Source organism: Pseudoxanthomonas sp. 134C1 (assembly GCF_057773065.1).
On the sequence record NZ_JBYMTH010000012.1, the window covers coordinates 119,856 to 139,320 of the forward strand.

Annotated in this window: 20 protein-coding genes; 4 read left to right on the forward strand and 16 right to left on the reverse strand. The window is 65.8% G+C overall.

Annotation, left to right across the window (positions count from 1 at the left end):
• Positions 1–8: 8 nt before the first annotated feature.
• Together AC3DEZ_RS18580 and AC3DEZ_RS18585 are read right to left on the reverse strand one after the other, a co-directional pair.
• Positions 9–1,208 (reverse strand): pyridoxal phosphate-dependent aminotransferase, encoded by a 1,200-nt coding sequence (locus tag AC3DEZ_RS18580; protein WP_488389558.1) that lies wholly within the window; start codon positions 1,206–1,208, stop codon positions 9–11.
• Positions 1,209–1,382: 174 nt separating this feature from the next.
• Positions 1,383–1,877 (reverse strand): peptidylprolyl isomerase, encoded by a 495-nt coding sequence (locus AC3DEZ_RS18585; protein WP_488389559.1) that lies wholly within the window; start codon positions 1,875–1,877, stop codon positions 1,383–1,385.
• A 209-nt stretch (positions 1,878–2,086) separates the two neighbouring features.
• Between AC3DEZ_RS18585 and typA the strand changes: the two genes are divergently transcribed.
• From typA to AC3DEZ_RS18605, 4 genes are all read left to right on the forward strand, one after another.
• The gene (gene typA / locus AC3DEZ_RS18590; protein WP_488389560.1) at positions 2,087–3,916 is read left to right on the forward strand and encodes a translational GTPase TypA; all 1,830 of its coding nucleotides are present in this window, start codon (positions 2,087–2,089) and stop codon (positions 3,914–3,916) included.
• A gap of 10 nt (positions 3,917–3,926) precedes the next feature.
• Positions 3,927–4,397 (forward strand): DUF2127 domain-containing protein, encoded by a 471-nt coding sequence (locus AC3DEZ_RS18595; RefSeq protein WP_488389561.1) that lies wholly within the window; start codon positions 3,927–3,929, stop codon positions 4,395–4,397.
• 53 nt (positions 4,398–4,450) lie between these two features.
• Positions 4,451–6,061, forward strand: coding sequence for an amidase (locus AC3DEZ_RS18600; protein ID WP_488389562.1), 1,611 nt, complete (start codon positions 4,451–4,453; stop codon positions 6,059–6,061).
• A 96-nt stretch (positions 6,062–6,157) separates the two neighbouring features.
• Positions 6,158–9,685 (forward strand): bifunctional diguanylate cyclase/phosphodiesterase, encoded by a 3,528-nt coding sequence (locus tag AC3DEZ_RS18605; RefSeq protein WP_488389563.1) that lies wholly within the window; start codon positions 6,158–6,160, stop codon positions 9,683–9,685.
• Positions 9,686–9,696: 11 nt separating this feature from the next.
• Here the strand turns inward: AC3DEZ_RS18605 and AC3DEZ_RS18610 are convergent, their stop codons facing one another.
• The 14 genes from AC3DEZ_RS18610 to rpsH form a co-directional block, all read right to left on the reverse strand.
• A complete protein-coding gene (locus tag AC3DEZ_RS18610) occupies positions 9,697–11,091 on the reverse strand; it encodes a class II 3-deoxy-7-phosphoheptulonate synthase (RefSeq protein ID WP_447103090.1) in 1,395 nt (464 codons plus the stop codon).
• 55 nt (positions 11,092–11,146) lie between these two features.
• Positions 11,147–11,662 (reverse strand): disulfide bond formation protein B, encoded by a 516-nt coding sequence (locus AC3DEZ_RS18615; protein WP_488389564.1) that lies wholly within the window; start codon positions 11,660–11,662, stop codon positions 11,147–11,149.
• A 259-nt stretch (positions 11,663–11,921) separates the two neighbouring features.
• Complete coding sequence (gene rplQ, locus AC3DEZ_RS18620; protein ID WP_447103092.1) at positions 11,922–12,293, reverse strand: 50S ribosomal protein L17; 372 nt, start codon at positions 12,291–12,293, stop codon at positions 11,922–11,924.
• A 201-nt stretch (positions 12,294–12,494) separates the two neighbouring features.
• Positions 12,495–13,493, reverse strand: coding sequence for a DNA-directed RNA polymerase subunit alpha (locus AC3DEZ_RS18625; protein WP_295376281.1), 999 nt, complete (start codon positions 13,491–13,493; stop codon positions 12,495–12,497).
• A 54-nt stretch (positions 13,494–13,547) separates the two neighbouring features.
• Positions 13,548–14,174 (reverse strand): 30S ribosomal protein S4, encoded by a 627-nt coding sequence (gene rpsD / locus AC3DEZ_RS18630; RefSeq protein WP_447103093.1) that lies wholly within the window; start codon positions 14,172–14,174, stop codon positions 13,548–13,550.
• A gap of 14 nt (positions 14,175–14,188) precedes the next feature.
• Positions 14,189–14,581 (reverse strand): 30S ribosomal protein S11, encoded by a 393-nt coding sequence (gene rpsK, locus AC3DEZ_RS18635; protein ID WP_488389565.1) that lies wholly within the window; start codon positions 14,579–14,581, stop codon positions 14,189–14,191.
• Between the two features lie 12 nt (positions 14,582–14,593).
• Complete coding sequence (gene rpsM, locus AC3DEZ_RS18640; RefSeq protein WP_295376291.1) at positions 14,594–14,950, reverse strand: 30S ribosomal protein S13; 357 nt, start codon at positions 14,948–14,950, stop codon at positions 14,594–14,596.
• Positions 14,951–15,304: 354 nt separating this feature from the next.
• Entirely contained in the window at positions 15,305–16,657 is a 1,353-nt protein-coding gene (gene secY / locus AC3DEZ_RS18645; RefSeq protein ID WP_488389566.1) for a preprotein translocase subunit SecY, read from the reverse strand.
• 7 nt (positions 16,658–16,664) lie between these two features.
• Positions 16,665–17,108 carry a 50S ribosomal protein L15 gene (rplO, locus tag AC3DEZ_RS18650; protein WP_488389577.1) on the reverse strand — a complete coding sequence of 148 codons (444 nt, stop codon included), beginning with the start codon at positions 17,106–17,108 and terminating at the stop codon, positions 16,665–16,667.
• Positions 17,108–17,299: a 50S ribosomal protein L30 gene (gene rpmD, locus AC3DEZ_RS18655; protein WP_055941302.1), complete on the reverse strand. Its 192-nt coding sequence runs from the start codon at positions 17,297–17,299 to the stop codon at positions 17,108–17,110. Before rpmD ends, rplO begins: the two co-directional genes overlap by 1 nt.
• Positions 17,292–17,834, reverse strand: a complete 543-nt coding sequence (gene rpsE, locus AC3DEZ_RS18660; protein WP_295376297.1) for a 30S ribosomal protein S5 — start codon at positions 17,832–17,834, stop codon at positions 17,292–17,294. Before rpsE ends, rpmD begins: the two co-directional genes overlap by 8 nt.
• Positions 17,835–17,987: 153 nt before the next feature.
• Positions 17,988–18,344 carry a 50S ribosomal protein L18 gene (gene rplR / locus AC3DEZ_RS18665; protein ID WP_447103095.1) on the reverse strand — a complete coding sequence of 119 codons (357 nt, stop codon included), beginning with the start codon at positions 18,342–18,344 and terminating at the stop codon, positions 17,988–17,990.
• 29 nt (positions 18,345–18,373) lie between these two features.
• Positions 18,374–18,901: a 50S ribosomal protein L6 gene (gene rplF, locus AC3DEZ_RS18670; protein WP_488389567.1), complete on the reverse strand. Its 528-nt coding sequence runs from the start codon at positions 18,899–18,901 to the stop codon at positions 18,374–18,376.
• Between the two features lie 12 nt (positions 18,902–18,913).
• Positions 18,914–19,312: a 30S ribosomal protein S8 gene (gene rpsH / locus AC3DEZ_RS18675; RefSeq protein ID WP_447103097.1), complete on the reverse strand. Its 399-nt coding sequence runs from the start codon at positions 19,310–19,312 to the stop codon at positions 18,914–18,916.
• Positions 19,313–19,465 lie beyond the last annotated feature (153 nt).

Consider the following 19,465-nt stretch of genomic DNA (forward strand, 5'->3'; position numbering starts at 1 on the left):
GGCCGGACTCAGGCGAGTTCGGCGAAGAAAGCCTGGATGCGCGACAGGCCTTCATCCAGCTGATCGTCGGCACAGGTGTAGGAAATCCGCAGCGCGCGCGGTTCGCCGAATGCAGAACCCGGCACGCAGGCCACGCCCTTGGCTTCCAGCAGGACATTGCAGAAATCCACATCGTTGTGGATGACCACGCCGTCATGGGTTTTCCCGAATGCGACCGAGATGTCCGGGAACGCATAGAACGCGCCTTCCGGACGCGGGCACACCACGCCCGGAATCCGCGCCAGCGCCGCCAGCACGCGATCCCGCTTGGCGGCGAACTCTGCGCGCTTGCGCTGCGGAATGTCCTGCGGGCCGGTCAGCGCGGCGACCGCCGCGGCGGTGACCACTTCCGGCAGGTTGGTGATGTGGTTCGAGTTGAGCGCCACCAGCGCCTGGGCGACATTCTCCGGCGCGGCAATCAGGCCCACACGCCAGCCCGGCATGCCGTAGGTCTTGGACAGCGAATCGATGACGATGGTGCGTTCGCGCAGTTCCGGACGGAAATGCAGGAAGTTGTGATAGCCGACGCCATCGAACACCAGGCGGTTGTAGATGTCATCCAACAGGATCCAGGTGTCCGGATGGCGTGACACCACCTCGGCCAGCGCCGCGACCTCGTCCTTCGAATAGACCATGCCGGTCGGATTGGACGGGTTGTTGAACAGGAACACCTTGGGCTTGCGCGCCAGCGCATCGTCCAGCTGTTCCGGAGTGAGCTTGTAGTTCTGCTCGGGTGGGCACGGCAGCTTCAGCGACACCGCGCCGACGATGTCGGCGATGTCCTGGTAGGTGGTCCAGTACGGGGTTGGATAGGCGATGGTGTCGCCTTCGTCCAGCAGCGCCTCGGCCAGGTTGTACAGCACGTGCTTGGCGCCGACGCCGGCGACGATGTTGCGGCGGGTGTAACCGGTCAGCCCGCTGCCTTCCAGATGGTGCAGGAACGCATCCAGCAAGGCGTCGGTGCCGCGGTTGGAACCGTACTGGCCCGAGTCCTTGTCCAGCGATTTGCGGGCGGCCTCGTAGACGTGTTCGCCAGGCAGGAAATTCGGTACGCCGATCGAGAAGCTGATGATGTCGCGGCCTTCGGCCTTGAGCTTCTTCGCCTTTTCCGCGACCGCCATGATCGCGCTGGGCTTGGCGCGACCGGTGCGCCGGGCAAGCTGGGGCATTGCATTACCTCGCAAGGGAACGTTTCGCGGGAGGAACGTGCGTGCGCCGTTTTTTGCGGCGCGGAATTTTACCACGCCGCCCCGGTCCGGCCGGGGGTGGATCGGAGGGTCCGGCCTCCTCCCTTGGTCGTAGCCGCGGCTCCCCCGGACCGGGGAGCCGCGGGCGCGCCGGGTTCAGGCGCTCAGGTAGCGGTTCCACTCGGCCACGCGGTCGGCCTTGGCGGCCAGCACCGCGTCGGCGTCGCCCTCGAGGGTCAACCGGTTGATCAGGTCGCCCTGCTGGACCGCATCGACCACGTCCAGGCCTTCCAGGACCTTGCCGAACACGGTGTGCTTGCCGTCCAGCCAGGGGGTCGCCACATGGGTGATGAAGAACTGGCTGCCGTTGGTGTTGGGACCGGCGTTGGCCATCGACAGCACGCCACGCTCGTGGCGCACGCCATTGTTGGTCTCGTCCTCGAACCGGTAGCCCGGGCCACCGCGGCCGGAGCCCTCGGGGCAGCCGCCCTGGATCATGAAATCGGCGATCACCCGGTGGAAGTTCAGGCCGTCGTAGAAGCCGCGCTTGGCCAGGTTGACGAAGTTGGCGACCGTCAGCGGGGCATTGTCGGGGTACAGCTCGACCTTGATCGGGCCGCGGGAGGTGTCGAAGGTGGCGATGAGGGACATCGGGAGCTCCAGGTGCAGGACAGGGGTGGAAGGGGGTCCCGGGGGTTCGGAAACCGGGTCGGCCCCGGATCTGGGGGCCGTCGGCACCGTTTCCAGCCCCGACCGCGTTCAGCCAGGACGTCACGGGACGCTAATTGCGGGAACGTAACCCGTTATAATACGCGCCATTCCTCCACAGACCCCGCGCGCGCCCTGGCGCGCTTTTCCGCATGTCCATCCAGAATCTTCGCAATATCGCCATCGTCGCCCACGTCGACCACGGCAAGACCACCCTCGTCGACTGCCTGCTGAAGCAGTCCGGCACCCTGTCCGAGCGCACGGTGCTTGCCGAGCGGGTGATGGACAGCAACGACCAGGAAAAGGAACGCGGCATCACCATCCTGGCCAAGAACACCGCCATCACGTGGCAGGGCAACCGCATCAACATCGTCGACACGCCCGGACACGCCGACTTCGGCGGCGAAGTCGAGCGCGTGCTGTCGATGGTCGACTCGGTGCTGATCCTGGTCGACGCGATGGATGGTCCGATGCCGCAGACCCGCTTCGTCACCCAGAAGGCCTTCGCGATGGGTTTCAAGCCGATCGTGGTGGTCAACAAGATCGATCGCCCCGGCGCCCGTCCGGACTGGGTCATCGACCAGGTGTTCGACCTGTTCGACAAGCTCGGCGCCACCAACGAGCAGCTTGATTTCCCGATCGTCTACGCCTCGGCGCTGCACGGCTACGCCAGCCTGGACGACGCCGCGCGCGACGGCGACATGACCCCGCTGTACGAAGCGATCATGAAGCACGTGCCGGCCCCGGCGGTGGATCTGGACGGCGCGTTCCAGATGCGCATCAGCCAGCTGGACTACAACAACTTCGTCGGCCTGATCGGCGTCGGCCGCATCCAGCGCGGCAAGGTCAAGAAGAACCAGCCGGTCAGCGTCGTCGACCGCGAAGGCAAGAAGCGCCAGGGCAAGATCGTGCAGGTGCTGGGCTTCATGGGCCTGGAGCGCATCGAGGTCGAGGAAGCCGAGGCCGGCGACATCGTCGCCATCGCCGGCATCCAGGACCTGAGCATTTCCGACACCGTCTGCGCGCTGGACACCCCGGAAGCGCTGCCGGCGCTGACCGTGGACGAACCCACCATCAGCATGACCTTCCAGGTGAACAATTCGCCGTTCGCCGGCAGCAAGGAGCACAGCGGCGGCAAATTCATCACCAGCCGCCAGATCCGCGAGCGCCTGGAGCGCGAGACCCTGCACAATGTGGCGCTGAAGGTCGAAGAAACAGGTGATGCCGACAAGTTCCTGGTCTCCGGCCGCGGCGAACTGCACCTGTCGGTGCTGATCGAAACCATGCGCCGCGAGGGCTTCGAACTGGCCGTGTCGCGCCCGGAAGTCATCATCAAGGAAATCGACGGCCAGCTGATGGAGCCGGTCGAACAGCTGGTGGTGGACATCGAGGAAGTGCACCAGGGCGGCGTGATGGAAAAGCTGGGCACCCGCAAGGCGCAGCTGAAGAACATGGAATCCGACGGCAAGGGTCGCGTGCGCCTGGACTACATGATCCCGGCACGGGGCCTGATCGGCTTCCAGAACGAGTTCCGCACCCTGACCCAGGGCTCGGGCCTGCTGTTCCACGTGTTCGATCACTACGGCCCGAAGGAGACCGGTCCGATCGCCAAGCGCCAGAACGGCGTGATGATCGCCAATGCCCCCGGCGTCACCCCCGCCTATTCGCTGGGACCGCTGGAAGAGCGTGGCCGCCTGTTCGCCGCCGAAGGCGACAACGTGTACGAAGGCCAACTGGTCGGCATCCACTCGAAGGACAACGATCTGACCGTCAACGTGATCAAGCCCAAGCCGCTGACCAACATGCGCGCCTCGGGCAAGGATGACGCGATCAAGCTGACCCCGGCCATCAAGTACACGCTGGAGCAGGCGCTGGATTTCATCGAGGACGACGAACTGGTGGAAGTCACCCCGAAGGAAATCCGTCTGCGCAAGAAGATGCTGACCGAAAGCGATCGCAAGCGCGCCTCGCGCGCCGCCTGATCGGCGACGGATGACCGACGCTCCGTATAACCCGGATCCCAAGGCGCATCCGGGCCTGCACGTCATCGCCCTGTTCGAGGGATTGAAGGGTGTGCTGGCACTGGCCGCCGCGACCGGGTTGGCGCTGCTGGGACCCCAGCCGCTGCGTCACTGGGTGGAAGCGATGATCGCCCGCTTCCACCTCGATACCCGGCACGGCGCCCTGCCGTCCGTGCTGAAGGTGATCAATCCCGAAGCGGTCCATCTGGCGGTCCTGGTGGTCGTGCTGTACGCGATCATGCGGCTGGCCGAAGCCTGGGGTCTGTGGCGTGCCCGCGCCTGGGCCTCCTGGCTGGGCTGCGTCGGCTCGGCCCTGTACCTGCCGCTGGATCTGTACGCGCTCTACCACCATCCCGGCTGGCACACCTGGGCGGTGTTGCTGATCAACCTGGCCGTGGTCTACATCCTCGGCCGCGATCTGCGCAGGCGCCGCAGGGTTTGAAAGCACCTCCCGGCCTGCTAGCCTCACATTAGCTCACCGGGGGAATCCATCACATGCGTTCGCGAACGCTGCTGCTTTCAGCCGCCCTGATGCTGGCCGCCTGCCAGCGCCAGCCCGCCGCCGTCACCAATGCGCCCGCCGAAGCGCCGACGGATTTCGCCTACGCCGAACTGGACATCGACGATCTGCAGGGCCGCATGCAGCGTGGCGAGCTCGACAGCCGCACCCTGACCCGTGCCTACCTGGACCGCATCGCCTCGATCGACAAGGCCGGGCCACAGCTGAACTCGGTCATCGAGGTCAATCCCGATGCCATGAAGGAAGCCGCCCTGCGCGATGTGGAGCGCAAGAACAACGCCGTGCGCGGCCCGCTGCACGGCATCCCGATCCTGCTCAAGGACAATATCGACGCCACCCCGATGGTGAATTCGGCTGGCTCGCTGGCGCTGAAGGATTTCCGGCCCGCCACCGACGCCTTCCTGGTGCGCCGCCTGCGCGAGGCCGGCGCGGTCATTCTCGGCAAGACCAACCTGAGCGAATGGGCGAATTTCCGCTCCACCCATTCCTCCTCCGGCTGGAGCGCGCGCGGTGGCCAGACCCGCAATCCCTACGTGCTGGATCGCAACCCCTGCGGATCCAGCTCCGGCAGCGCGGTCGCGGTATCGGCCAACCTCGCCGCGGCCAGCATCGGCACCGAAACCGACGGCAGCATCATCTGCCCGGCCGCGGTCAGCGGCCTGGTGGGCCTGAAGCCCACGGTGGGGCTGGTCAGTCGCGACGGCATCATCCCGATCTCGTTCAGCCAGGATACCGCCGGACCGATGACCCGCAGCGTGGCCGATGCGGCCCTGCTGCTGACCGCGCTGGCCGGACGCGACACCGCCGATCCCGCCACCACCAACGCCGCCTGGAACGTCACCCTCGACTACCACGCGCGGTTGAAACCCGATGGCCTGAAGGGGGCGCGCATCGGCGTCCTGCGCAGCAAGCTCGCCATCCACCCGGATGCCGCCGCCGCGATGGAAGGCGCGATCAAGGTGATGCGCGAGGCCGGCGCCACGATTGTCGATGCCGAGATCCCCACCGACGGCCAATGGGACGAGCCCGAGCTGGAACTCATGCTGTATGAGTTCAAGGCCGGACTGGAACGCTACCTCGCCAGCCACGACGCGCCGGTCAAGACGCTGTCGCAATTGATCGGCTACAACCAGCAGTACCGCGTCTCGGAGATGCCCTACTTTGGCCAGGAACTGTTCGAGATGGCCAACGCCAAGGGCGGGCTCGGCGACGACGCCTATATCCGCGCCCGCAGCCTCGCGCGCCGGCTGGCGGGTCCCGAAGGCATCGACGCGACGCTGAAAGCGCAGCGGCTCGATGCGCTGATCGCGCCGGCGACCGGCCCGGCATGGCTGACCGATCACAAGGCCGGCGATCATTTCCCCGGCGCCGGTTATGGCGCCGCCGCGGTGGCGGGCTATCCCAGCCTGACCGTGCCCATGGGGCACAGCGACGGCCTGCCGCTGGGCATCGTGTTCATGGGCACCGCCTGGAGCGAGGGCCGGCTGATCGAACTGGGCTACGCCTACGAACAGCTGACCCGCGCCCGCAATCCCCCCGAATACTGGCCGACCCTGGACACCCGCAAGGCGGGGGCACGGCGCTGAGTGGACTGCGCGTGCCGCACGGGTTCTGGCGACCGCCCCGGGTGCGGCGTAGCATGACCGCCGGACCCGCACGCGCCGCCACCGGACCGACCGCTGATGGAGCTTGATCCGCAACGCGCCTCGGAACTGCGCGCACTGGGCAGTTCGCGATTCGCCGCCGCCGAGCGCAGGCGGCGCCTGGACTCGCTGGCGTGGGGCGTGCTGATCCTGTCGTTCCTGCTGTCGCTGTGGTTCGGCGTGATGGCCTGGCGGCAGGCGGAGGCCGGCGCACGCGCACGCTTCAACGCCCGCGCCGACGCCATGGCCACCGCCCTGGCCACCCACATGAACGCCTACGAGGACACCGTGCGCGCGGCCGCGGCGGTGCTGGAGGCACAGCCCGGCCTCGACCCCGCCGGTTTCCAGACCTTCGCCCGCCGTCTGCGTATTCCCAACCAGCCGGCCGGTGTCCACGGCCTGGGATTCGCGCGGCGGGTGGCGGACGTGGACCTCCCCGACTACCTGGCCCGCCAGCGCGGATTCCACGGCGCCGGTTTTCGCCTGCAACCCGATCGCCCGGGCGACGAGCATGTCGTGATCGACCTGATCTACCCGGATCAGGAAGGCATGCGGCGCCTGCTCGGCAAGGATGTGTTCGCCGAACCGGCACGGCGCGAGGCGATGCAGCGCGCCCGCGACAGCGGCCAGCTGAGCATCGCACCGTTGGTGTCCCTCACCGACACCTCGCGCGGCAACGCCGGTCGCCCCGGCTTCCTGCTGTATTCACCGGTCTACGACACCGCGATGCCACTGGACGTCGATGCGGGCAAGCGGCGAACGCACCTGCGCGGCTACGCGACGGCGGGATTCGGCTGGGCCCAGGTCATGCAGGAAGTCGCGGGCGAGGCCGGCGGCGATCCGCTCGACCTGCGCCTGCTGGCCCGCGGAGCGGCCGACACCCCGATCGTGGTGTTCGAACGCAGCGGCTTGCGGGAGCGCCATGGCGCCGACATGCGGCCGGCCTTCCGCTACGTGCGCAACCTGGATTTCCTCGGCGGCGGCTGGGAACTGACCCTGATCTCGCCGCCCACGCAGGTCGCCATTCCCGGACTGATTCCGATTGCCGCGCTGACGGCCTGCGGACTGGCCTTCGGCGTGCTGATGTTCCTCCTGCTGCGCAGCCTCGCACGCGCCGAGCATCGCAGCCGCGCGTTGCTCGATGCCGTCGCCGACCACCTGCCCGCCCTGATCGCCTACGTCGGCCGCGATCGCCGCTACGGCTTCACCAATCGCGCCACCCGCGACTGGTTCAGCGGCAACGCTGCGTGGACCGATCGCGCCATCGAGGACGTGCACGCCGGCAATCCCGCGTTCCTGGACGACCTCCGACGGGCGATGGAAGAAAGCACATCCGAACATGGCGCCGTATGGGAAACCCGCCTCGGCGATCCGGAGCGCCCGGTCCAGGCCTATCTGGTTCCCGACGTGGATCCGGACGGCGCCATTGCGGGCTGGTATCTGATGGCCACCGACACCAGCGAGCAGAAGCGCGCCCAGCGCGAGATCTCGCTGGCGCGCGATCACCTCAAGCGCATCACCGACAGGCTGCCGGCGATGATCGCCCAGTACGACCGCGAGGAACGCACGGTGTTCTTCAACCGCGCCTGCCAGGACCTTCCCATCTGGCATCAGCCCTATTCGCCGGGCGTGCCGATCCGCGAAATGCTGGGCGACGAGCACTACGCACGGCGTCGCCCCTATATCGATGCGGTGCTGTCCGGCCGCGACGTGGACTTCGAAACCTCGTTCACCCTGCCCGCCGGCCCTCGCCGGATGCACGTCTACTACAAGCCGGACATCGGCGACGACGGCGAAGTGAACGGCTTCCTGGTCATGGCGATCGACATCTCGGACAAGGCCCGGCTGGAAAACGCGCTGCACGACGCCACCGAACGCGCCGAAGTCACCCTCTCCTCGATCAGCGAGGCCGTCGTCACCACCGATACCGACGGACGCGTCACCTACATGAATCCGGCGGCGGAAGCGATCAGCGGCTGGACGCTTGCCGAGGCCATCGGTGTTCCGCTGGAGAAGGTGCTACCGCTGCGACAGGCCGTCGAATCCGACGACGCGGAAGAACCCGGCCCGCCGGCGTCGGTGCCCGGCGATCTGGAGCTGGCCCGCCGTGATGGTCGCCGGATGCTGGTGAAGCGTTCCCACTCGCCGCTGTACGGCCACGATGAAAGCCTCATGGGTTCGGTCATGGTCCTGCGCGATATCACCGAGGAACGCACCCTCAGCGCGCGCATGGCCTATCTGGCCCATCACGACTCGCTCACCACCCTGCCCAACCGTCTCCAATTGAACGAGGCGCTGGCGCAGTCGATCACCAACGCCACCCATCGCGGCACCAGCGTCGCGGTGCTGTTCATCGACCTGGACCTGTTCAAGCACGTCAACGACGCGCTGGGGCACCACATCGGCGATCAGTTGCTGCAGCAGGTCGCCAAGCGCATCCAGCGCAACATCGGCAACCTGGGCACGGTCTACCGGACCGGCGGCGACGAGTTCGTGGTGCTGATGGACAATGTGGTCACCCGCGACGACGTCATCCTGGTGGCAGAGCGCCTGCTGGCGATTGGCGGCACGCCCTACACCGTCGCTTCGCATGAGCTGCACCAGGCCTTCAGCATCGGCATCAGCCTGTTCCCCGAGGATGGCTACGACGCGCCCACCCTGATGATGCGTTCCGACGCGGCCATGTACCTGGCCAAGCGCAACGGGCGCAATGCCTTCCGTTTCTACACCCGCGAACTCGCGTCCAGCGTGGACGCGCGGATCGAACTGGAAAGCAGCCTGCGCCGCAGCCTGCGCAATGGCGATCTCATCCTCTATTACCAACCGCAGATCGATCGCCTGAGCGGACGTATCGTCGGCGTGGAGGGACTGGTGCGCTGGAAGCGCGGTGATCGCCTGATGCTGCCCGGCGAGTTCCTGCCCATCGCCGAAGAAACCAATCTCATCGTCGATCTCGACCAATGGGCGATCCGCGCCGCCTGTCGCCAGAGCCGGCAATGGCAGCAGGCCGGATTGCCGCCGATCCGGGTGTCGGTGAACGTGGCCGCCGCCAACTTCGACACCGACACACTGCTCGATACGGTGGTCTCCGCGCTGGAGGAAAGCGGGCTGGCCGCCGAGCATCTGGAACTGGAAGTCACCGAAACCACCCTGATGCGCGACGTCCAGCGCACGGATCGCATCCTGCGCGCGCTCAAGGCAATGGGCGTGCGGATCGCCATCGACGACTTCGGCACCGGTTTTTCCAGCCTGAGTTACCTCGGCAACTACGGCTTCAACGTGCTCAAGATCGACCAATCGTTCGTGCGCGACGTCACCGAGCCGAACCAGGGCGCGATCACCCGCGCCATCATCGGCCTCGCCGGCCAGTTGCAGTGCCGCACGGTGGCCGAGGGCGTGGAGACACAGGCGCAACTGGCCTGGCTGGTCGCCAACGGTTGCGACGAGCTGCAGGGCAACCTGTTCAGTCCCCCCGTGCCGGCCTCCGATTTCGCCCACATGTTCGCGGGACAACCGTCATGGTTCATCCCGCAGCCGGCGCGCGGGATGCATACCCACTGGTCCTGAGGGAGTGCGGCTCAGCGTCCCGCCGGCGACGCCAGCAGGTTCTGCTTGCGCACGATCGACATCGCGATTTCCAGCGACTGTTCGTAGTTCAGGCGCGGGTCCACGGTGGAGCGGTAGGCGCGCTCCAGGTCGGCGTCGGTCAATTCACGCGCGCCACCGGTGCATTCGGTGACATCCTCGCCGGTCAGCTCCAGATGCACACCGCCCAGGCGGGTGCCCGCCGCGGCATGCAGATCGAACGACTGTTCCACCTCGCTCCGGATGTTGTCGAAGCGGCGGGTCTTGTAGCCGTTGGAGGTGCTCTCGGTGTTGCCATGCATCGGATCGCAGACCCACAGCACGCGCCGGCCATCGCGGCGAACCGCCTCCAGCAAGGCCGGCAGCTTGTCGGCGATCTGGACGGCGCCCATGCGATGGATGAAAGTCAGACGGCCGGGTTCGTCTTCCGGGTTCAGCACGTCGATCAGCCGCAGCAGCTGATCCGGCGATACCGACGGCCCCACCTTGATGGCGATGGGATTGCGGACGCCACGCAGGTACTCCACGTGCGCGCCGTCGACGGCGGCGGTCCGCATCCCGATCCACGGGAAATGGGTGCTCAGGTTGAACCAGCCCCACTGGCGCGGCACCTCGCGCGTCAGCGCCTCCTCGTAGGGCAGCAGCAGCGCTTCATGCGAAGTGTAGAAATCGATTCGGTTGAGGTTGTGCACCTCGGAACCGGACAGGGTTTCCATGAACCGCACCGCGTCGCCGATCGAGCGCACCATGTCCTGGTACTCGGCCGACAGCGGCGAGTAGCCCACCCAGCTCAGGTTCCAGTATTCCGGGTGATGCAGGTCGGCGAACCCGCCGTCGATCAGCGCGCGCACGAAATTCATCGTCATGGCCGAGCGCGCATGCGCCTTGATCATCCGGCGCGGATCCGGCACCCGCGCTTCGGCGGTGAACTCGGGCTGGTTGACCAGATCGCCGCGATAGCTGGGCAGCGTCACACCATCCCGGGTCTCGGTGTCAGCCGAACGCGGCTTGGCGTACTGGCCGGCGAAGCGGCCTACCCGCACCACCGGCAGGCGCAATCCATGCACGAGCACCAGGCTCATCTGCAGCAGGACTTTGAGGCGATTGGAGATCAGCCCGGATTCGCAGTCGCTGAAACTCTCCGCGCAATCCCCGCCCTGCAGCAGGAAACGCTTGCCCTCCTGCGCTTCCGCCAGTTGCTTCTTGAGCGCGAAGATTTCCCACGAGGTCACCAGCGGCGGCAGCTGACGGAGTTCGGCCGAGGCCGAGGCCAGTCCGGCGGCGTCCGGATAGGTCGGCATCTGCACCGCCGGCTTGTCGCGCCAGCTGTCCGGCGCCCAGTTCGCGGGCAGGCTGACAGCTTGGAGGGTGCGATCGGGGGTACTCATGGGGGATTCCTCTTGCGGTCCACCATGGTGACAGAATGGTGCGCCGCGTCAAACCTCAGTAGTAGCGCGACTTGCGCCGCTTGAACGCGGCGAACAGCGCCCACAGCGCCAGCAGCACGAACCAGACCAGCGCCCAGCCCGGCATCGAGAGTCCCAGGAACGACCAGTCGACCTTGGCGCACTCGCCGGAACCTGTCAGCACCTGCCGGAGCACGTCGCCCATCGGAAAGGCTTCCATCATGTAGGCCAAATCAGGGCCGCAGGCGGGTACCTGGTCGGGAGGCAGGTGCTGCAGCCACACGTGCCGGCCGGCGATGCCTATGCCGAGGCCGGCGGCCGCCAGCCCCAGGATGCCGTAGAAGCCGCGGCCACCCGAGGCCTTCGGCGAGTGCAGGCCGCCCAGCAGAAACACCAATCCCAGCAAGGCGAAGGCGCCCCGCTGGAAGGTGCACAGCGGACACGGGATCAGGCCCTGCACGTGCTCCAGGTACAACGCATAGGCAAGCAGGGCCGCGCAGATGACGAAGCCGAGAAGGAACTGCGCACGGAACGACCAGCGGAACGGGTTCATGAAGGCTCGCGGCGAAGGGGCAGGCCGCATTATCACCGCGTGAAGGGTAAAAACAAATTCCGGATTCTCTCCGTCGGGCCCCGGCGGCGCATGTCCCTCCAGGCGTTCCCGTGTTCGCTGCGGGAAAGCCGGTTCGGGACAAACCCACCTCCGGAGTCCTGCCACCGTGCGTTGGCCGTGCTCCCGGGTGCGGCGGATCGGCGCGCACAAAAAACCCCGGCATGGCCGGGGTTTTCTGCGATTCGCCAAAAGCGCCTGATTACTGGGCTGCTTCCGGACGGTCCACGAGTTCGACGTAGGCCATCGGTGCATTGTCACCAGCGCGGAAACCGCACTTGAGGATGCGCAGGTAGCCACCCGGACGGGACTGGTAACGCGGGCCGAGGGTGGTGAACAGGGTACCCACGGCTTCCTTGTCGCGCAGGCGCGAGAAGGCGAGGCGGCGGTTGGCGACGCCGTCGACCTTGGCCAGGGTGATCAGCGGCTCGGCGACGCGGCGCAGTTCCTTGGCCTTCGGCAGGGTGGTACGGATGAGGCCGTGCTTGATCAGCGACGCGGCCATGTTGCTGAACATCGCTTCGCGATGGGCGCTGGTGCGGCTGAACTTGCGGCCGGCTTTCTGGTGGCGCATGGTCTTGATTCCTGATGAATGTTGAAACTGTTGGAGATCGTTGTCGCCATCCTGGCGTTGGAACCTGGACTGCGGATGGTCCGAACCGGCCTGTGCTCCCTGGCCGGAAACCGTCGCGGGCCTTCAGGCCCGTCGACGTTGTTGCTCTGGTGAAGCCACCCGCGCCCGGAGGCGCGGGGTATTGCGATGACTGCGTGTGGCTTAGCCGAGCATGCCGTGCTGGGCGACACCGGCCGGCGGCCAGTTCTCCAGCTTCATGCCCAGGGACAGGCCGCGCTGCGCCAGGACTTCCTTGATCTCGGTCAGCGACTTCTTGCCGAGGTTCGGGGTCTTGAGCAGTTCCACTTCGGTCTTCTGGATCAGGTCGCCGATGTAGTAGATGCTCTCGGCCTTGAGGCAGTTGGCCGAACGCACCGTCAGCTCCAAATCGTCGATCGGGCGCAGCAGCACCGGATCCACGCCACTGCTGGCCGGCTTGGCCGCACCGCGATCGCGGTGGGTGAAGTCACCGAACACCGACAGCTGATCGCTCAGGATGTCGGCCGCGGTGCGCACGGCTTCCTCGGCGTCGATCGTGCCGTTGGTTTCGATGTCCAGGACCAGCTTGTCCAGGTCGGTACGCTGCTCCACGCGCGCGGCTTCCACGGCGTAGGCGACACGGCGGACCGGCGAGAACGAGGCGTCCAGCACCAGGCGACCGATGCTGCGGGTCTCTTCATCCGGACGACGACGCGCGGCAGCCGGCTGATAGCCGAAGCCACGCTCGATCTTCAACCGCATGTTGAGCGCGGTGTCCTTGGTCAGCGTGCAGATGACCAGATCCGGATTGAGGATCTCGACGTTGTGATCGGTCTTGATGTCCGCGGCGGTCACCACGCCCGGGCCCTGCTTGCTCAGGGTCAGGGTCGAGGAATCACCGGTATGGATGCGGATGGCCACATCCTTGAGGTTCAGCAGGACTTCCAGCACGTCTTCCTGCAGGCCTTCGATGGTGCTGTATTCGTGCAGCACGCCGTCGATCTCGACTTCGGTGATTGCGAAGCCCGGGATGGACGAGAGCAGCACGCGGCGCAGCGCATTGCCGAGCGTATGGCCGTAACCACGCTCCAGCGGCTCGATGACCACTTTGGCACGGTTGTCGGTCAGACGCTCGATCTGCGGGCCGCGGGGGCGCAGCACTTGCTGAGTGATACCCGTCATGTTGCTTTGTCTCCTGCAAACCCCCGACGGGGGCATCGGGGGTGCGTGAATGAATTACTTCGAGTACAACTCGACGATCAGCGCTTCGTTGATGTCCGCAGGCAGGTCGGAACGTTCCGGCACGGCCTTGAACACGCCGCTGAACTTCTTCGCGTCGACTTCGATCCAGGACGGGCTCAGGTCGAGCTGTTCGGACAGGGTCAGCGACTCCTGCACGCGCAGCTGCTTCTGGGCACGCTCGGACAGCTCAATCGCGTCACCGGCCTTGACCTGGTAGGACGGCAGATTGACCGGCTTGCCATTGACCAGCACGCCACGGTGCGAGACCAGCTGGCGAGCAGCCGGACGGGTCACGGCGAAGCCCATGCGATAGATCACGTTGTCCAGGCGGGTTTCCAGCAACTGCAGCAGGTTCTCGCCGGTGTTGCCCTTCTTGGTCGAGGCCTTCTTGTAGTAGTTGCGGAACTGGCGCTCCAGCAGACCGTAGATACGCTTGACCTTCTGCTTTTCGCGCAGCTGGGTGGCGTAGTCGGACAGCTTGCCCTTGCGGGCGGCACCGTGCTGGCCGGGCTTCTGCTCCAGCTTGCACTTGGAGTCCAGCGCGCGCGCCGGGCTCTTCAGGGACAGGTCGGCGCCTTCGCGGCGCGCCAACTTACAGGTAGGACCGATATAACGAGCCATTTCTTATCGCCCCCTTAGACGCGACGCTTCTTCGGCGGACGGCACCCGTTGTGCGGGATTGGCGTCACGTCGATGATGTTGGTGATCTTGTAGCCGACGTTGTTCAGCGAACGAACGGCGGACTCGCGGCCCGGACCCGGGCCTTTGATGCGGACTTCCAGCGATTTCACGCCGTAGTCCAGCGCAGCACGACCGGCCTTTTCGGCGGCGACCTGCGCGGCGAACGGCGTCGACTTGCGCGAACCGCGGAAACCGGCACCACCGGAAGTCGCCCAGGAAAGCGCGTTGCCCTGGCGATCGGTGATGGTGATGATGGTGTTGTTGAAAGAAGCGTGGACGTGGGCGACGCCGTCGGTGATGACGCGCTTGATCTTCTTCTTGACTTTGGCAGCAGCTGGCTTGGCCATGATGGTCGCCCCTTACTTCTTGATGGCTTTGCGCGGACCCTTGCGGGTACGGGCGTTGGTGCGGGTGCGCTGGCCGCGCAGCGGCAGGCCGCGGCGATGGCGGAGGCCGCGATAGCAGCCCAGGTCCATCAGGCGCTTGATCGCGATGCCGACTTCACGGCGCAGGTCGCCCTCGACCACGTACTTGCCGACTTCGGCGCGCAGGCGCTCGACTTCCGGCTCCGACAGGTCGCGGATCTTGGTGGTCACGGCGACGCCAGCGGCTTCGCAGACCTTTTTGGAACGGGTACGGCCAATGCCGTAGATGCTTTGCAAACCGACCCAGACATGCTTCTGGGCAGGCAGGTTGACACCTGCAATACGCGCCATGACGCGGTCTCCAACTGTGTTTGATGGCCCGGCAGGCCCCCTTTCCAAGACGGAAAACAGGCAGACGGACGGAGTGAACTGGAAATTTTAGCAAGATCTCGGGTTACTGGGAAGCCCGCGCCGACCTAGGGTCGGCACGAAGCCCGGCATGGGGAGTGTGCCCATGCTCCGGCGCCGGAAGCGGCCTGGTGCCTGGCATCGGGGTTTCCCCCGGAGCCCTGCCCCGCCCACGCTACTCTGGCGTGGGACCGGCTGCTTCACACCCGTGCGCGAGATCGCCGCCCGGGCCGCCCTTTTGGTTGGTCCAGCCCCGGAGGGCCGGCCGCGCGGAAGGCTTCCGCGCCAGGGAGGCGATTATCCGCGCGAAAGACCGCCGCGGGAACCACCCTTCAAATTGGCCTTCTTCAACAGGCTCTCGTACTGGTGGGACATCAGGTGCGCCTGGACCTGCGCGATGAAGTCCATGACCACCACCACCACGATCAGCAGCGAGGTACCGCCGAAGTAGAACGAAGTACCCAGTTGGGTCCGCATCACTTCCGGCAACAGGCACACCGTCACCAGGTACAACGAACCGGCCGCGGTCAGGCGGGTCAGCACGCCGTCGACGTAGTCGGCCGTGGCCTTGCCCGGACGGATGCCCGGAATCAGTGCGCCCGACTTCTTCAGGTTCTCGGCGGTTTCCTGCGAGTTGAACACCAGCGCCGTGTAGAAGAACGCGAAGCCGATGATCATCGCTGCGAACACGATCATGTGCAGAGGCTCGCCCGGGGCCAGCGCCTGGGTGATGCGTTGCAGCCAGGTGGTCGCGCCATTCTGGCCCGACCACATCGCCAGCGTGGCCGGGAAGGCCAGGATGCTGGACGCGAAGATCGGCGGGATGACGCCCGACATGTTCAGCTTCAGCGGCAGGAACGAAGTCTGGTTCATGTACGCGCTGCGACCACCCTGGCGCCGTGCATAGTTCACGGTAATACGGCGCTGGCCGCGTTCCACGAACACCACGAAGAAGGTGAAGCCGAATACAACCAGCACGATGATGATCAGCGAAATGGCGTTGAGCGTACCCGTCTGGAAAGCTTCCAGGGTGGTCAGCACCGCACCCGGCAGACCCGCGACGATACCGGCGAAGATGATCAGCGATACACCATTGCCGACACCGCGCTCGGTCACCTGCTCGCCCAGCCACATCAGGAAGATGGTGCCGGCGGTCAGCGCGACCACCGCGGTCAGGACGAAGCCGAGACCGGGGGAATACACGACCGGCACGCCACCGGGAGCGACCTGATTCTGCAGCGCGACGGCGATGCTGCCGCCCTGCACGACCGCCAGCATCACCGCGCCGATGCGCGAGTACTGGGTGATCTTGCGGCGACCGGACTCGCCTTCCTTCTGCAGCGCCTTCAGGCTGGGGAAGATATGCACGCCCAGCTGCATCACGATCGACGCCGAGATGTACGGCATGACGTTCAGCGCGAAGATGCTGAAGCGATGCAGGGCGCCGCCCGAGAACATGTTGAACATGTCCACGATGCCGCCCTGGTTCTGCATCATCGCCAGCATGGCGTCGGGATTGACGCCAGGCACCGGCACGTAACAGCCGATGCGATAGACGATCAAGGCACCCAGCACGAACAGCAGGCGCTGGCGGAGTTCGGTGAACTTGCCTGCGCCTGCCAGCGCGCTGGCGGCATTACCCTGCGCCATGCGTCACTTACTCCTGCACGCTGCCGCCGACGGCTTCGATAGCCGCCTTGGCACCCGCGGTGGCCAGCACGCCCTTCAGCACGAACTTCTTGGTCAGCTCGCCCTTCTTGACGATCTTGGCGCGCTTGGCGGTGCTCGGCACCAGCTTGGCGGCACGCAGCGCGGCGAAGTCGATTTCGCCGGCTTCCAGCTTGTCCAGCTGGTAGGACAACACTTCAGCCGTGTCCTGCTTGAGCTTGGAACGGAAACCGACCTTCGGCAGACGCTTGATCAGCGGCATCTGGCCGCCTTCGAACTTCGCCTTGATCTTGCCCTTGCCCGCGCGGGCGAACGAACCCTTGTGACCGCGACCCGCGGTCTTGCCCAGGCCGGAACCGATACCGCGGCCGACGCGGGTGCGTTCGGTGCGGGCGCCCTCGGCGGGCTTCAACGTATTGAGACGCATGTTGATTACTCCTCGACCTTGACGAGGTAGTGGACTTTGGCGATCAGGCCGCGAACCTGCGGGCTGTCCTTGAGTTCACGCACATCGTTCAGCTTGTTCAGGCCCAGCGCCTTCACCGACAGGCGGTGACGCGACTGGGAACCACGCAGGCCACGCACCAGGCGGACCTTGACGGTCTTGTTGGACTCGTTAGCCATTGAGGAGTTCCTCCACCTTCTTGCCGCGCTTGGCCGCGATGCGGGTCGGCGACTGCATGTCGCTCAGGCCCTTCAGGGTGGCACGGACGAGATTGATCGGGTTGCGCGAACCTACCGCCTTGGCCAGCACGTTCTTCACGCCGACCGCTTCCAGCACGGCGCGCATCGCGCCACCGGCGATCACGCCGGTACCTTCCGAAGCCGGCTGCATGAACACGCGCGCCGCGCCGTGGCCGGCCTTGACCGGATGCCACAGGGTGCCGTTGTTCAGCTCGACATTGGACATGTTCTTGCGGGCGTACTCCATCGATTTCTGGATGGCGACCGGCACTTCGCGCGCCTTGCCGTAGCCGAAACCGATCTTGCCGGCGCCGTCGCCCACCACCGTCAGTGCGGTGAAGGTGAACTGGCGGCCGCCCTTGACGGTCTTGCTGACGCGGTTGACCGCGACCAGCTTCTCGATCATGCCGTCGTCGACTTTCTCTTCGCGGTTGCGGTCGCGATCACGACCCCGCGGTTCACGTTGTTCTGCCATGTTGAAATCCTTGGTTGATGTGGATTTGTGGCTTCGCCACTTATGGTTGTGGAGTACTTCGTTGCCACGCGGCCGGCCACATAAGGACCGGAGCGCCCGACGCAGCCCGCGCCGGCAGGTCAAGGCATGGGGTCGCCCCCATGCCTTTCAAGATTAGAACTGCAGGCCGCCTTCGCGGGCCGCGTCGGCCAGGGCCTTGATACGGCCATGGAAGCGGTAACCGGAACGGTCGAAAGCCACCTTCTCGATGCCCGCGGCCTTGGCGCGCTCGGCGATGATCTTGCCCACGCGGGCAGCGGCATCGCTGTTCTTGCCGTTCTTCAGGCCATCCTTCACGTCGGCCTGCAGGGTGTTCGCCGAAGCGATGACCTTGGCGCCGTCGGCGGTGAAAAGCTGGGCGTAGATGTGCTGGCCGGTACGCAGGACGGACAGGCGCGGCACACCCAGGTCGCGGATGTGCGAACGGGTCGACTTGGCGCGGCGCAGACGGGCGGTGTTCTTGATGCTCATGATCTGGTTCCTCGAAGCCGAAGGCGTGCTTACGCCTTCTTCGCTTCCTTACGGATGATGGTCTCGTCGGAGTACTTCACGCCCTTGCCCTTGTAGGGCTCCGGCGGACGGAAACCGCGGATCTTGGCGGCGACTTCGCCCACGCGCTGCTTGTCCGCACCCTGCACCAGGATTTCGGTCTGGGTCGGGGTGGCGAGGGTGATGCCTTCCGGCGCCGCGAACACGACCGGATGCGAGAAACCGAGCGACAGGCTCAGATCCTTGCCCTGCATCGCGGCGCGGTAACCCACGCCCACCAGCTCCAGCTTGCGCTCGAAACCTTCGGACACACCCTTCACCATGTTGGCGAGGATGGCGCGGATGGTGCCGGTGATCGCGTCATGCTCCAGCGACTCCGGAGACAGGCTGGCGACGCCGTTCTCGATCGAGATCTGGACGCCGGCCGGCTTGGTGATCGACAGGGTGCCCTTCGGACCCTTGACGCTCAGCGCATCGGCCTGGGAAGTGATTTCAACGCCCTTGGGCAGGGCAATCGGCTTTTTGGCTACACGGGACATTGGTTTACTCCGTTAGGCCACAAAGCACAGGACTTCACCGCCGACGCCCTGCTGGCGCGCCTGCGCATCGGTCATGATGCCCTTGGAGGTGGAAATGATGGCGACGCCCAGACCGCCGAGAACCTTCGGCAGCTCCGTCTTGCCACGGTACTGGCGCAGGCCCGAGCGGGACACGCGCGACAGCTTCTCGATGACCGGCTTGCCTTCGAAGTACTTCAGGACGATTTCCAGCTCGGCCTTGTTGTTCTCGGTCTTGGTCACGCGCGCGTCGGCGATGTAGCCTTCCGACTTCAGGACGTTGGCGATCGAGGCCTTGATCTTGGAGGACGGCATTTTCACCGTCTGCTTGCCGACGGCGGCCGCATTCTTGATGCGGACCAGCATGTCGGCGATGGGATCAGTCATGCTCATAAGTGGTTGCCTTTTGAGTAGCACCGATATCCGCTTTCGCGAAAATCTTGGGTTTTGCCTGGGAGCCCCAGGTGGCGGTCCCGACGGGACCGGGTTCCACGGCGAGCCGCGGGAACCGGTAATTGTACAGCAACAAGTCCGGCGTGTGCCGGA